Source organism: Salinivibrio sp. PR5 (genome assembly GCF_001996085.1).
In the GTDB taxonomy this organism is placed as follows: Bacteria; Pseudomonadota; Gammaproteobacteria; order Enterobacterales; family Vibrionaceae; genus Salinivibrio; species Salinivibrio proteolyticus.
The window spans coordinates 73716-86667 of record NZ_MUFK01000003.1 but is presented as its reverse complement, the minus strand read 5'-3'; the positions used below and the strand labels follow the sequence as shown (position 1 = coordinate 86667).

The window sequence follows — 12952 nt, the reverse complement described above, 5'->3', positions numbered from 1 at the left end:
GCATAGTTTAAATAAAAAAAAGTCACTTTATTCACTCTCTGCCAAGACGTAAACTATGAGCCATCTCACAGATTCTTGGCTCGCCTTCGATGCAATTGATTAAAAACGCCTTACTTACCTTACTGCAAGTCTTTGTCTTAGCAGGCATTTGGTTTTTGTCTGATTGGTTGGTCACAACCTTTGCTATTCCACTACCGGCTAACCTCACCGGTATGTTGCTGTTGTTAGGTGCATTAATGTTGAAAATTGTCCGTGCCGATTGGTTGCGCCGCGGGGCAGCGTGGCTGTTAGCCGAGATGTTGCTGTTTTTTGTGCCGGCGGTGGTGGCGGTGGTCAACTACCAAGATTTATTGCTGCAAGAAGGCGGTAAGATCATGGTTGTACTGATTTTAAGTACCGCGATGGTAATTGCGTCAACCGCTTGGGTGGTCGATAAGGTGTATCGTTTTGAGGTTAAAATGGCGCGCCGCCGCAGTAACCATCACCACACGCATCATCCTGATTTAAAACCGGAGTGCTAAGCCATGATGTCTGCTTTACCTACTTGGCTTCACGCCTCGTTATTAAGCGTTACCTGCTTTTTAATGACCCTTGGCTTTTATTACATGAGTAAATGGCTGTATCGCCGTCATCCCTCGATTATGGTGATGCCATTGTTGCTCGCGCCCTTGCTGATTGTCGCGGTGGTAGTCGGGTTTAATATTCCGTATCAAGACTACATGGCGCAATCATACTGGCTGCTGTGGCTGCTGGGTCCGGCGACTGTGGCGTTTGCGATCCCTGTGTATGATAACCGCGCGCTCATCCGCCGCCATTGGTTATCGCTATCGATAGGCGTCACAGTGTCTGTGCTGGTCGCGATTACCAGTACTGTGGTGCTAGCGCGGGTGTTTGAGCTATCTGAACTGCTGCAACGCAGTTTGGCGATGCGCTCAATCACCACCCCTTTTGCCGTCGAAGCCACCAAAGCGATTGGCGGGCAAAGCGATCTCACCGCCCTGTTTGTGGTTCTCACTGGGGTGATTGGCATGGCGATTGGTGAAAGTATTTTAACCGTGATTGCGATTCGCTCACGCTTAGGCCGCGGCGCAAGCTTGGGGGCGTCAGCACACGGAGCGGGCACTGCTAAAGCTTATCAAATAGGCCATGCCGAAGGGGTGGTGTCGAGTGTGGTAATGATGATTGCGGGCATGGTCACTGTGTTGCTTGCGCCTGTGTTAGGTCAGCTGCTTTGGTAGGTGATCGCTAAGGGCTTTTCTGCGCTACGTTATCTGTAACAACAGAAAAGTGGGAGAGGATGAAAGTTTCTGCTTGATGCGCAGGTCTTTATCCTCACCAACCCTAATAACGAGGCGATCATGAAACAGCACAAATCAATGTGGCGAGTTATCGCGTTCACAGCGTTCAGTTTGCTATCGATAGCAAGTTATGCAGCGGTGAAAGACACTGCCACCACATCACAAGGCTACCAAAAGGCGACCCTTGCCGGCGGCTGCTTTTGGTGTACGGAAGCTGATCTTGAAAAACTCGACGGCGTGATTGATGTAGTATCTGGCTACTCAGGCGGTGAGCTTGAAAATCCCACCTATAAAGAGGTCTCGTCCGGCACCAGTGGCCACATTGAGGTGATTGATGTCACCTATGATCCAAAAATCGTGGATTACGAACAGGTGCTCGATCAGTTTTTCCGTCATATCGACCCCACCGATGACCAAGGCTCGTTCGTTGACCGTGGCCCGCAATATCGTCCCGCGATCTTTTATCGCTCTGAAACACAAAAACAAATTGCCGCGGATTTTATGGCGGAAATTGAAGCGTTAGGCGTGTTCAAAAAGCCGCTGAAAACCGAGCTGATCCCGTTCGAGAAATTCTGGCCAGCAGAAAGCTATCATCAGGATTACTACAAAAACCACAGCATTCGCTATAGCTACTACCGCTATGCCTCAGGGCGTGACCAGTATCTGGACGAGATTTTTGGTGACGATCGCAAAGACAATCCGGTCACCTTGCGTGAGATGATTAATGCGCAAAAAGCGGAAGAGATGACAGCAACGAACACCCGATACTCGCGCCCCTCGGATGAAAAAATTCGCGCGATGTTGTCAGATATTGAGTATGAAGTCACTCAAGAAGACGGCACTGAACCCGCGTTCCGCAATCGATATTGGGACAACAAGCAAGCCGGGATTTATGTAGATATTGTTTCGGGTGAGCCGCTGTTCTCCTCCACCCATAAGTACAAATCCGGCACCGGCTGGCCGAGCTTCACACAGCCCATCAATGAGCAGTATGTGGTTACCAAACCGGATAACTCCCTGTTCTACACGCGCACCGAGGTCCGTAGCAAGGTTGCCGATTCGCACCTTGGCCATGTGTTTGAAGATGGCCCCGCCCCCACCGGCTTGCGCTATTGCATGAACTCAGCCGCGATGCGCTTTGTGCCGGTCGATAAAATGGCCAAAGCGGGCTATGAGGATTATCTTTATCTGTTTGATAATCAGTAAAATTAACGCTAAAACAAACAACGCCCCAGCGAGTTCTCACTGGGGCGTTATTTATATGTGAATGATTAAGCGATCAGTTATCCGGTTTTTGTTCAGGCGGCGTTTGACCGAATTTTTCAAAAATGGCACTGACTTCACCTGACGCTACCATTTGCTGAATGGTGCGCTCGAACTCAGGGAAATAATTCGCCACCGGTGATTTTTTCGGGATGCTGATATAGCGTCCGTTATAAAAACGGTCCACAAAATTGGCCTGAGTGAACGCGCTCACCGCAGTGAATTTATCAATATCGTGGCTCGACGATGTCACCGCCACATCAATACGCCCGTTTTCCAGCACTTTAATGATTTGTTCCGTATCGTTGTAATAGCGACGCTTGAGATCCTCGGTATTGTTAAACAAATCGGAGTAGAAGCTATCACGCAGTGCGCCAATCCGATACTGCTTGAGCTCTTCAAAACTATTGATTTGCTGGCTAATGTTTGGGCCGATGATATAAAACACTTCACGAATGCTGTAGCCATAAGGAACGGCATTCAGAAAAGCCTCTCGCTCGTTGTTCATCGAATGACGCGGAATAATATCAACTTCCCCGACTTCGGCGACGTTAATCGTTCTTGCCCACGGTACCGTTGACCAATCGACGGTATGGCCCATTTTCTCAATCGCGACAGTAATGATTTCAGCCACTGGCCCATCGCATCCCGTTTCGGTAGGGATCAACTCAGGAGCACGATCACGACAATGTGCTCTAAAGGTATCAGCGGTTGCCGGTACCGCGACAAGTATCAGTGCTAAAAGTAAGTGTTTCATTGTCTACCCTAACTGTGAACAATACTCACTAAGCGTAGCGAGGCCTTTGCCAACTCGCTCATTTTTTAACCATCAATCACGACAAACACAAAGGTGACCCCTGTCGGTGTTTGCGGTAAAGTCCTTTTATCTCAGGCATATCACATCAATAGGGACATGGCATGCACACCATCTTAATTACTGGATTTGAACCGTTCGGCGGCGAGAGTGACAACCCGTCTTGGCAAGTGGCAAAAGCATTAGAAGGCTGGCAACCTAATGAAGAGTGCATCGTTAAAGCCGTGCGCCTGCCCTGCACCTTTGAAGACAGCTTATCGACGTTACACAGCGCGCTAGAATCGCTCAGTCCGGTGTTGGTGATTGCTCTTGGCCAAGCCGGTGGTCGCGCTGAGATAAGCTTGGAGAAGGTAGCGATCAATTATCAGGACGCGCCTATTCCCGACAACGCCGGTAAGCAGCCGCATGGTACGCCGGTGGTGCCATCTGGGCCCAATGCCTATTTTTCTACCTTGCCGATCAACCGTTTAGTGAACGCATTAAACGAAGCGCATCATCCAGCCAGTGTTTCTTACACCGCGGGCACCTTTGTGTGTAATCACGTGTTTTATGGCTTAATGCATGCGCTGGCTCATCACACCGAGGTACGCGCCGGCTTTATTCATATTCCCTACAGCCCAGCACAAGCGTGCAAACACCGCGCCCCGAGCATGCCGGTAAGTGATGTGGTGGCAGCGATGAAGATAGCCATCGAGTTAAGTTTATTGGATGATGATATCACCGCCGTGTGTGAAGGCATGTTGCACTAACGCGCGGTAGATGGCGCTCAGACGATGACGCTCAAACAGTGGCGCTTAGTAGGTGGAGCACAGTGGCGGTTACCGTGCTCCTAACCTAATTGCTTAGAACAGCCACTCAGTGACGAGATCGTTGTCAGTCAGCACGCTATCGAGAAAGGCAAACAAGTGCGCATTCATCGGAGCTGTATCAAAGGCGCGAATGGAGGCAGGGTCTTGAATAAAGCGCTTGTTAGCGGCCTCACCCTCTGGATAGGCGGCTTGCAGTAAGCCTTCAACCGCCAGAGGCGTCAATTCAAGATGGCATTGAAAGCCATACACCCGTGGTCCGTACTTCACGATCTGGCGCGGACAGCCTTCGCTGCTAGCCAATACACGACTATTTGGTGTCAGCCCCGGCATATCATGGTGCCAATGACCCACAATTTCTTGCGGCGCGAAGTGCGGAATGTGCTCGTCGATATGGCCATCTTCGCTTAACTGGATGGGGAAGTAGCCAATCTCGGGCTCAGGACTTTTTTGATACGGTGCGCCCAAGGCTTCACCAATCAGTTGCGCGCCGAGGCAAATCCCTAATACCGCACTGCCTTGTTCGATACACTGCTTAATCAGCGCTTGCTCGCGCTGGCTATCAAAGTGCGGGCATTCAGATTGTGGCGTATCTGGACTTTGCGGCCCGCCGAGTACCACCAGCAGGTCAATGCCTTCACCACTTTCTGGCAACGGCTCGCCCCGATACAAATGACTAGTTGTCACATGATAGGCACGCTCATCACACCAATCTAAAATGGCACCTGGGCCTTCAAACGCCTCGTGAATAACAAGATGGACGCGCATTCCTCACTCCTTGGGATTTGTTTTACGCATGATTGTGCTAAAGCATACTATATTGAGTCGCGGCCTCAAGCCTTGCCCACCACGAGTGGAGGTCTCGCTATAAACGCTTGAGTTAGCAACTGAAACAGCTGTTCGGTTGCCGGCAGTTCACCTAGGTGCGCGGCTAATGGAGTATGCACCTTAGCCTCAATGCGATCAGGGTGACCACAAAGCTGATTACACAGCGATACAGGGGCAACAATATGTTGGCAATCCGCATCAATCAGCAGACACGCTTGCGCCAGCATTACGGTTTGTTTGGCTGAGCCTGCTCCCGTGCCTAAATGCAGAATACGCTGGGCGGTTCCCACCACTTTTTTGCCGGAAATATTGAGGTTGTAGTCACCATCACAATACGAACCGGGCGTGTCGCCCACCGTCGTCACAATGCCTAACTGATGGAAAAAAGACTGTAAAATGGTGCAAAAATACTGGTAAGCCGTCTGAATATGATACGGCGTGTTAGCCGGCCACACCGTCAGATAAGACACGTTGATCACGCCGGGTAGTTGCGGCACCGGCGCCCCGCCTGTTCGGCGGCTCTGTACTTGCCAACCTAACGCTGATAGAGCGCGGCGCAACTCAGGCGTTTGTGGCCATTTTTGGCCCGCCGGCAGTACCAAGGTTTGCGCATCTGGCTGCCAAAGCAGTAATGCCTCGTTAAGTTCGCCCTGCTCTACTCGTTGGATCAGCGCCTGCTCTTTCTCAAATGCAGACGCCACCGACAACGAGGGATAACGCAAAATCGTTTTTTGAGTCGCCATCATGTCCTCGCTATCGTCACGTTCACTGATTGCGCAATTAACCGAATAAGCGCTGCCAAATGCTTGGGTTGCGTTTGTCGTGGTACTCTTCACGCAAAGCATCAATTTGGCGCAGACCTTGTTTTGCTTGGTCGAGATCGCCTTCGCTCAGTGCCGTATCAATCTTATCCAAGGTCACCGCCAATTTATCGAACCCTTCCATAAAGATATCCGCTTTTTCCGGTGGGTAGCTACCTGCTTTGGCTTGCGCGATCAGGGTTTCTAGTTTCGCAACCGGCGCTTGCATGGCTTCGATACTTTGTGCGCTCGCCGCCTCTTTAAAGGTCATTTTCATTTCTTTCATGATCGGCTTGAGCTCAGAGGCCGAGACGTTCAACGACAGCAGCACCGCCACCGCACCCGTGAGTATGACTTTCTTCATTTTTGCTCCATGTGATTGTTTTTTAGTAATAATAATGCGTCTGTATCTTACTCACTTCTCAGGGTATTGCCTAGTATAGAAGCGTAAAACAATGTAAAGCACTTACACATCCCGCATCCGAATGGTATGATTAATTGTAAATGATAATGATTTTAAGTTAGATAATATGAAACAGCCGAACTATCACCTCACTCACGTTATTGATACCCAAACCGTCACACCTAATATGCAACGCTTGACCTTACAAAGCGACGCTTTCGCGGATTTCCCAACGGAGTGTGAAGGCGGCTATATCAAGCTGCTGTTTGATAAAGCGGGAAGCACCGATCTGAGCGGATTAGCAGAAGGCGAGCGCCCTGTGATGCGCACCTACACCATTCGCCGTTTTATGCCTGACCAGCAGCAAATTGAAGTAGATATGGTTCGCCATCAAATCGAGCAAGCCGATTGTGGCTTTGCCGCGCGTTGGGCACTGAATGCCCAAGTAGGTGATACCATTAATATTGCCGGCCCAGGGACGATTGCGCCGATTAATCGCGACGCGGATTGGTTCTTTATGGCGGCCGACATGACTGCATTACCCGCGCTATCAGCCAAGATCAAAACCTTGCCTCGCGATGCCAAAGGTTATGCAGTGATCCAGCTCGATACCGAGGAAGATGCCCAACCACTCGACGCTCCCGCTGGCATGGAGATTATTTGGCTAACCACACCGACATTGGCCGAAACAGTAAAAGCACAGCCTTGGTTAGCAGGGCAAGTGTCCGTGTGGTGTGCCTGTGAATTTGAAAGCATGCGCGCACTGCGCCAATACTTCCGTAACGATCGTGATGTTGAGCGTGAGTTTATCTACATCAGCAGCTATTGGAAAAATGGCGTGACCGAAGAAGGCCACAAAGTGATCAAGCGTGAAGATGCGGAGAACAATCAGTAAGCCTGAGCACCTCGTTTTTATCGATATTGAGCGTGCTTATCGCGTCTCTACCCGTATAAAAAAGCGCCGATAACGGCGCTTTTCTCGTTTCAGAGGGATACCCTTTGATTACTTACCCTGCTTGTCGAGTAAGTCTAAGAAGAAGGCATATTCCAGTGCGTCTTCTTTAATGCGCTTAAAGCGTCCCGATGCGCCGCCGTGGCCGGCTTCCATGTCGGTTTTAAACACCAACGTATGGTTGTCAGTTTTGAACTCACGTAGTTTCGCGACCCATTTCATTGGCTCAAAGTACTGCACTTGTGAGTCATGCAGGCCTGTGGTGACCAACAAGTTGGGGTAATCTTGCGCGGTGACGTTGTCGTATGGTGAATAGCTGAGCATGTATTCATAGTAGGTTTTGTCATTCGGGTTGCCCCACTCGTCATACTCGTTGGTGGTCAGTGGAATCGACTCATCCAACATGGTGGTGACGATATCGACAAACGGCACATGCGCGGCCACCCCTAGATACAACTCTGGTGCTTGGTTGATGATCGCTCCCATTAACAAGCCACCTGCTGAGCCGCCGACGGCAAACACCTTGTCTTTATCGCCATAGCCTTGCGCAGTCAGCGCTTTGGTCACATCAATAAAGTCGTTAAAGGTATTCTTTTTGGTAAGCTTTTTACCATCGTCATACCAAGGGCGACCTAGCATTTCAGAGCCACGGATATGGGCAATAGCAAAGACAAAACCGCGATCTAGCAGGCTTAAACGCGTGGTGGAGAACATGGGATCCATGGTCGCGCCGTAGGAGCCATAGCCGTATTGATAGAGCGGGTTGGTGCCATCTTTTTTGAAGCGATCTTTACGGTACACCAAAGACACAGGCACTTGCGCGCCATCGCGTGCGGTGATCATCAACCGCTCGGAATGGTAGTTGTCCGGATTAAAATCACCCAGCACTTGGTTTTGTTTGAGCATTTCACGCTCGCCCGACGCCAAGTCAAACTCGTAATACGTGCCCGGCGTGGTCAAGCTGGTGTAATACACGCGCACCGCGGTGTTATCCATCTCTGCATTGCCGGTCAGGTAAGACGCATAGGCCGAGTCGTTAAACCTCAGCTGATATTCCTCCCCAGTGGTGAGGTTACGCACCGTGGTACGCGGCAAGCCATTTTCGCGCTGCTCGTAGACCAAGTGGTTATCAAATAGCGTAAAATCAACTAACTGCACCTTATCGTTTGGCGCGATCACATCTTGCCATTGGCTGCGATCGTCACGCTCGCTTTGGTGTACCTTCATCAAGCGGAAGTTCACCGCTTGATAGTTGGTATAGATGTAATACCACTCACCACGCTTTGCCACTTCATATTCGATGCCGGTTTCTCGCGGATAAAACACTTGGGCGGTGGCATTCGGATCATTGGCATCCACGAGCGATACGCCGCTGGTTTCAGTGCTGGAGTGCCAAATAAAGATCTGCTCACCGTCTTTGCTTTTACTCAAGCCGGTGTAGTAGCTGGTATCCGTTTCTTCGTAAATTAACGTATCAGCGGATTGTGGGGTGCCCAAACGGTGGCGATACACCTGATACCCCAGCAAGGTTTGCGGGTCTTTTTTGATATAGTAGAAGGCTTGGTTATCGTTCTGCCACACAATACTGCTCGAGGCGCCTTCAATCTTATCATCGAGGTACTCACCGGTAGTGAGGTCTTTGACTTGAATGGTATAAACGCGGCGGCTGAGGGTATCTTCCCCATAGGCTAATAGGTTTTCGTTTGGACTGACGCTGAGTTGGCCAATGCTGTAAAACTCATGCCCTTTCGCGAGCGCATTGACATCCAAAATTACCGTTTTGTCGGTGCCGGCAAAGTCTTTCGCACGCACGTAAGTGCGGTACTCATTATCACCTTCCACTTCACTGGAATAGAAATAACTGCCTTTTTTAACCGGGACCGAGGCATCGTCTTTGACGATACGGCCTTTGATTTCATCGAATAGCTTGGCCTGCATTGGCTCAGTGTGCGCGAGCACCTGATCGGCATAGGCGTTTTCTTGATTAAGATGGGCGATCACGTCAGGATCTTGGCGTGCATCATCACGCATCCAATAGTAGTTATCCACGCGCGTGTCGCCGTGAATGGTCATTTCATGAGGGATTTTTTTCGCGACAGGCGCACTCAGTTCGCCTGGGCTGGAAGCTTTCACGTGTGACTCTCCTTGAAAACTGCACCCTGAGAGCAAAGACACCGCCAGTGCTCCGGTGAGTAAAATGTGTCGGGACATACTTTTCCTTCAGGTTTATTTAGCCATAACAGTAATTTAACAAGCAAGCATCCTATTACTGACCTGAGGGTATTAAGCAAGTTCCAATAAACAATATTCTTTTTATCGTTCGCCAAACGATTGGCTGACGCATCGTTTCTTAATACCAGTCCATATTATAAGCCTAAAACAGCTAATTCTTATCTTTTAGCTATAAAAGGCTAATCATAGCAAAGTAAGGCTTTGTGTGATCACAACGCCCACTAATGTCGTGATCACCACCGACAATAACGAACCAATTAAAACGTATTCGGTTAGGCTGCGATCGGCAGAACGCGTCAGCTCACCAAAGCGGAAAATCGACTTGGCTGCCAGCACAAAACCGACAGCGGTATAGCTGCCAAGCAAGGTAAAGGTCAGGATCAGAATACGCTCTAAATAGCCAATCAACGCCCCCGCAGCCACGAGGCCATGATAATTGTGTTGATGATCAGAGGGTGAGTCCAACGTGACCGTAAAGCGCTGTAACACATGACCAATCAATACTGATGTCGGCTTTAAGATTAATAAATAGCCCGTGCCAATTGCGACGATCTCGCTAAACAGAGGCATCTCGGTCAGTCCAACCCAAGGTGGCTGCGCCACAAAACTCAGGGCAATGAGCCCTAGTACCAAAAGCTGTATGCCTTGGCTCACCGTGAAACGGGCCAGTGATGACTGCGCGACGAGTTGGCCATCAAGCACTGCCACCACACACTTGGTCACCATGCCAACCAGCAATACACCCAATAGCGGCGAAACGTGCTGGGTCCAAAACACCGCAGGCACCAGTAAACATAAACCGTAGAGGAGCGGTGCAACCGCCCAATCCAGTATTCGCGCGCGTGTTGTCGATTTCGCCCACCAATTCGCAGGCTGTAGATAGAAATCATAAATAAGATGGGTCAGTAACAAGGGAACCAGCAAAGAAAGGAAGGCCATCATACTTGCGCCCCCACAGCTTGCTGAAACTCGGCCAACAATGCCTCGATAAGCCCCCAGCCCGCCGCTTTAAGGGACTTACTCACGGTTGCATTCGCGACTCCAAGTGCGGCCGCTAACTCACCGTACGCAAGTGGTTGATCGCGCTGTAATAAAGGCAGCATCATTTCGCATTGACGAGATGTCGCATCGCTGAGTTGCCGGTCAAGATAACGGATCAACAACGCAAATCTGTCTTCAAGATTGGCATTGGCGCAAAAAAAGGCTAGCCGCTGGTTTTTCATTGCTTTTAAGCCGCGGCCAGATAGTACAAACGCTTGTCCCATTGACTCTGACACCGCCTCACGCAAATCCGCTTGCTCGGCAATCGCAAAGCTGATGCGACAATCAAACGGTTTTCCCAGTGCTTTGATGGCGACACGATACATGACGACATAGTGAAGCGCGTTCGCTACATCATGGATCACAGATTGAAACTCATCACCGCGTATAATGCTGTGCTGATTAGCGCAATGCGCTCGTGAAATATGGGCTTGTATGGTTTTGATTTGCGCCAGTACTCGCTCATACTCATCTCGATTTAAGGCGGTTGAATCCACCAGATCGCCACTGATCACCGCAATGGGTGCCTTGCTTTCTGTCGCCATTATTCATCCTTGTTAACCAACCCCGCCAAATTTAGCCTTTTTTGGCAAAAAATACAAATTCACCCATAAATAGCAAAAATATAAGCGAGGCCGCATCATGCGACCTCGCTGTTACTGACGTGACTATTACCAACGCGTTAGCTACTAAAGCTGGGTCATATCGATCACCTTATCCGGCCAGTGCTCAATAAATTGTGGCTCGTGAGAAACCACAATTACGGTGCCTGCATACGCTTTAAGGGCGTGCTGCAACGCCATTTTTGCATCGACATCAAGATGTGTGGTGGGCTCATCTAACACCAGTACATTGGTTGCCATCACGGCTAAACAACAAAGCTTTACTTTGGTTTGCTCACCCCCGCTCAATGTATGCAATGGCCGCACCGCCTTGTTACCACTAAGACCACATTCAGCCAGCTTCTGGCGCGCGGTTTTATCTGTGAGCTGGCCTACTCCACACACGACCTGAACTGGAGAGCTTTCCGGAAAGCGCCAGTGTAAGCCTTGCTCAAAATATCCCCACTGTATACCGTTTGCTGCGTCAATGTGGCCCCGTAGTGCAGGGATTTCTCCCAATAAGGTTTTTAACAATGTCGATTTGCCCAAGCCATTGAAGCCAATAATCGCGACTTTTTCGCCCCGTTGAATCTGAAGTGACAACGGCGGCAAAAGCGGCGTTCGATAGCCAATCTGCAACCCCTTGGCGGCCAATACATGTTGCGACCGTAACGGTTTGTATTGGAACGCAAAGCTTACCGGCTCACGCATCTGTTTTTTTTCAATCGGCACCATTTTCGCAAGCTGTTTCTTACGCCCCTTGGCAATACGCGCATTCACACCTGCACCGTTCTTGCGAATATAGGTGGCCAACTTATCCATTTTTTTCTGCTGTGTGAGGTATTGCTTGTGCTGTGTTTCACTTTGCTGCGCCTTTTGTGCCATCGCTTGCTGATACGATCCTTTGTATTTGCGTATCTTGCTCTGGTCGATATCAACAATCGCTGTCGTGATCGACTCAAGGAAAGCCTCATCATGCGATACCACCATAAAGGTACCCGTATAGTGATTAAGAAACTCCGCCAACCAAGCAACGTGCTCAGCATCGAGGAAGTTCGTCGGCTCGTCGAGTAACATCACTTCGGCTTGTTCAAGCAGTAACTTTGCCAACATCACTTTATGCCGTTGACCGCCACTTAACTGGCCCATTGCGGTTTGCATGCCCAACGGCGCGATACCCAGCCCAGCCGAGACCTGTTCAATACAATGGGAGATACGGTAAAAATCTTGTGCCTCTAATTGGCTTTGCAGTCGTGCCGCTTTGGCAAGCACCGCGTCTGACGTGTCCGCCGACATCGATGCGTAGATAGCATTTAACGCTCGCTCAACCTCAACAAGATCGCGATATGCCAACGCCATAAAGTCATAGATAGACAGTGTTGGGTCGATCGTTAAATGCTGGTCTAAATAACCGACTTGGATATTCGGTTGCCAAACAATCTCGCCACTATCCGGCAGCAGCTCCCCTTGTAGCATTTTCAACAGGGTACTTTTCCCCACACCGTTCGCACCCGTCACGCCAACATGTTCACCATGATGTAGCACCACGCTCGCACCTTGGTACAACACTTTTTCCTCAATTTGAAAACAGATGTTTTCAATCACTAATAAACTCATGTTTCTTATCCATAAAAAAAGGCCGGTAACAAGTACCGGCCTTTCGTCATCATTAAAATGGATGCATTCTGCTGTGATCAGAATGCAAAAAGGCCGGTGATGAAGCATCACCGGCCTAACTCTCTATCGCGGCTTTACATCAGATACTGAGAACCCTACGCGGATGGCGTATGACAATACCTGATGAAGATTTGATGTTAAGCTCCGAGCAACACTTCATCGTGTATTTGCGCGAAGCCAAGCCTTCTTACGAAGTTCTTAAATAGAATATAAGCCATAATAGAGAGTCGAAATAT

At 49.7% G+C, this 12952-nt stretch carries 13 protein-coding genes; 5 read left to right on the top strand and 8 right to left on the bottom strand.

Annotation, left to right across the window (positions count from 1 at the left end):
• The first annotated feature begins 89 nt into the window (after window positions 1-89).
• The 3 genes from BZG82_RS02395 to msrB all read left to right on the top strand — a co-directional run bounded on the left by BZG82_RS02395 (window position 90) and on the right by msrB (window position 2504).
• Window positions 90-521, top strand: a complete 432-nt coding sequence (locus BZG82_RS02395) for a CidA/LrgA family protein (protein ID WP_046075946.1) — start codon at window positions 90-92, stop codon at window positions 519-521.
• A 6-nt stretch (window positions 522-527) separates the two neighbouring features.
• On the top strand, window positions 528-1238 hold the full coding sequence (locus BZG82_RS02390) for an LrgB family protein (protein WP_077765099.1): 711 nt from the start codon (window positions 528-530) through the stop codon (window positions 1236-1238).
• 120 nt (window positions 1239-1358) lie between these two features.
• Window positions 1359-2504 (top strand): peptide-methionine (R)-S-oxide reductase MsrB, encoded by a 1146-nt coding sequence (gene msrB / locus BZG82_RS02385; RefSeq protein WP_077765076.1) that lies wholly within the window; start codon window positions 1359-1361, stop codon window positions 2502-2504.
• 73 nt (window positions 2505-2577) lie between these two features.
• Here the strand turns inward: msrB and BZG82_RS02380 are convergent, their stop codons facing one another.
• On the bottom strand, window positions 2578-3318 hold the full coding sequence (locus tag BZG82_RS02380) for a substrate-binding periplasmic protein (RefSeq protein WP_077765075.1): 741 nt from the start codon (window positions 3316-3318) through the stop codon (window positions 2578-2580).
• A gap of 161 nt (window positions 3319-3479) precedes the next feature.
• On the opposite strand from BZG82_RS02380, the gene pcp reads away from it, so the two are divergent.
• The gene (pcp, locus tag BZG82_RS02375; RefSeq protein ID WP_077765074.1) at window positions 3480-4124 is read left to right on the top strand and encodes a pyroglutamyl-peptidase I; all 645 of its coding nucleotides are present in this window, start codon (window positions 3480-3482) and stop codon (window positions 4122-4124) included.
• 93 nt (window positions 4125-4217) lie between these two features.
• On the opposite strand, the gene BZG82_RS02370 is transcribed toward pcp, so the two are convergent.
• The 3 genes from BZG82_RS02370 to BZG82_RS02360 all read right to left on the bottom strand — a co-directional run bounded on the left by BZG82_RS02370 (window position 4218) and on the right by BZG82_RS02360 (window position 6173).
• Window positions 4218-4949, bottom strand: coding sequence for a glutamine amidotransferase-related protein (locus tag BZG82_RS02370; protein WP_077765073.1), 732 nt, complete (start codon window positions 4947-4949; stop codon window positions 4218-4220).
• 65 nt (window positions 4950-5014) lie between these two features.
• Window positions 5015-5752, bottom strand: a complete 738-nt coding sequence (locus BZG82_RS02365; RefSeq protein WP_443216372.1) for a lipoate--protein ligase family protein — start codon at window positions 5750-5752, stop codon at window positions 5015-5017.
• Window positions 5753-5789: 37 nt separating this feature from the next.
• Window positions 5790-6173, bottom strand: coding sequence for a cytochrome b562 (locus BZG82_RS02360; RefSeq protein ID WP_077765072.1), 384 nt, complete (start codon window positions 6171-6173; stop codon window positions 5790-5792).
• 166 nt (window positions 6174-6339) lie between these two features.
• On the opposite strand from BZG82_RS02360, the gene BZG82_RS02355 reads away from it, so the two are divergent.
• On the top strand, window positions 6340-7107 hold the full coding sequence (locus BZG82_RS02355) for a siderophore-interacting protein (RefSeq protein ID WP_077765071.1): 768 nt from the start codon (window positions 6340-6342) through the stop codon (window positions 7105-7107).
• 108 nt (window positions 7108-7215) lie between these two features.
• Here BZG82_RS02355 and BZG82_RS02350 read toward each other — a convergent pair whose 3' ends face one another.
• The 4 genes from BZG82_RS02350 to BZG82_RS02335 all read right to left on the bottom strand — a co-directional run bounded on the left by BZG82_RS02350 (window position 7216) and on the right by BZG82_RS02335 (window position 12656).
• On the bottom strand, window positions 7216-9375 hold the full coding sequence (locus BZG82_RS02350; protein ID WP_077678400.1) for a S9 family peptidase: 2160 nt from the start codon (window positions 9373-9375) through the stop codon (window positions 7216-7218).
• A 204-nt stretch (window positions 9376-9579) separates the two neighbouring features.
• Window positions 9580-10338: a DUF3307 domain-containing protein gene (locus tag BZG82_RS02345; RefSeq protein ID WP_077765070.1), complete on the bottom strand. Its 759-nt coding sequence runs from the start codon at window positions 10336-10338 to the stop codon at window positions 9580-9582.
• On the bottom strand, window positions 10335-10982 hold the full coding sequence (locus BZG82_RS02340; RefSeq protein WP_077765069.1) for a hypothetical protein: 648 nt from the start codon (window positions 10980-10982) through the stop codon (window positions 10335-10337). Before BZG82_RS02340 ends, BZG82_RS02345 begins: the two co-directional genes overlap by 4 nt.
• 144 nt (window positions 10983-11126) lie before the next feature.
• Window positions 11127-12656 (bottom strand): ABC-F family ATP-binding cassette domain-containing protein, encoded by a 1530-nt coding sequence (locus BZG82_RS02335; protein WP_077765068.1) that lies wholly within the window; start codon window positions 12654-12656, stop codon window positions 11127-11129.
• Window positions 12657-12952 lie beyond the last annotated feature (296 nt).

Bases quoted from the DNA above. Each gene is read 5' to 3' on its own strand.
- BZG82_RS02390 (WP_077765099.1), top strand. From the start codon at position 528: ATGTCTGCTTTACCTACTTGGCTTCACGCCTCGTTATTAAGCGTTACC.
- BZG82_RS02345 (WP_077765070.1), bottom strand. From the start codon at position 10,338: ATGATGGCCTTCCTTTCTTTGCTGGTTCCCTTGTTACTGACCCATCTT.
- BZG82_RS02335 (WP_077765068.1), bottom strand. From the start codon at position 12,656: ATGAGTTTATTAGTGATTGAAAACATCTGTTTTCAAATTGAGGAAAAA.
- BZG82_RS02340 (WP_077765069.1), bottom strand. From the start codon at position 10,982: ATGGCGACAGAAAGCAAGGCACCCATTGCGGTGATCAGTGGCGATCTG.
- BZG82_RS02370 (WP_077765073.1), bottom strand. From the start codon at position 4,949: ATGCGCGTCCATCTTGTTATTCACGAGGCGTTTGAAGGCCCAGGTGCC.
- msrB (WP_077765076.1), top strand. From the start codon at position 1,359: ATGAAACAGCACAAATCAATGTGGCGAGTTATCGCGTTCACAGCGTTC.
- BZG82_RS02380 (WP_077765075.1), bottom strand. From the start codon at position 3,318: ATGAAACACTTACTTTTAGCACTGATACTTGTCGCGGTACCGGCAACC.
- pcp (WP_077765074.1), top strand. From the start codon at position 3,480: ATGCACACCATCTTAATTACTGGATTTGAACCGTTCGGCGGCGAGAGT.
- BZG82_RS02355 (WP_077765071.1), top strand. From the start codon at position 6,340: ATGAAACAGCCGAACTATCACCTCACTCACGTTATTGATACCCAAACC.
- BZG82_RS02365 (WP_443216372.1), bottom strand. From the start codon at position 5,752: ATGGCGACTCAAAAAACGATTTTGCGTTATCCCTCGTTGTCGGTGGCG.
- BZG82_RS02350 (WP_077678400.1), bottom strand. From the start codon at position 9,375: ATGTCCCGACACATTTTACTCACCGGAGCACTGGCGGTGTCTTTGCTC.
- BZG82_RS02395 (WP_046075946.1), top strand. From the start codon at position 90: ATGCAATTGATTAAAAACGCCTTACTTACCTTACTGCAAGTCTTTGTC.
- BZG82_RS02360 (WP_077765072.1), bottom strand. From the start codon at position 6,173: ATGAAGAAAGTCATACTCACGGGTGCGGTGGCGGTGCTGCTGTCGTTG.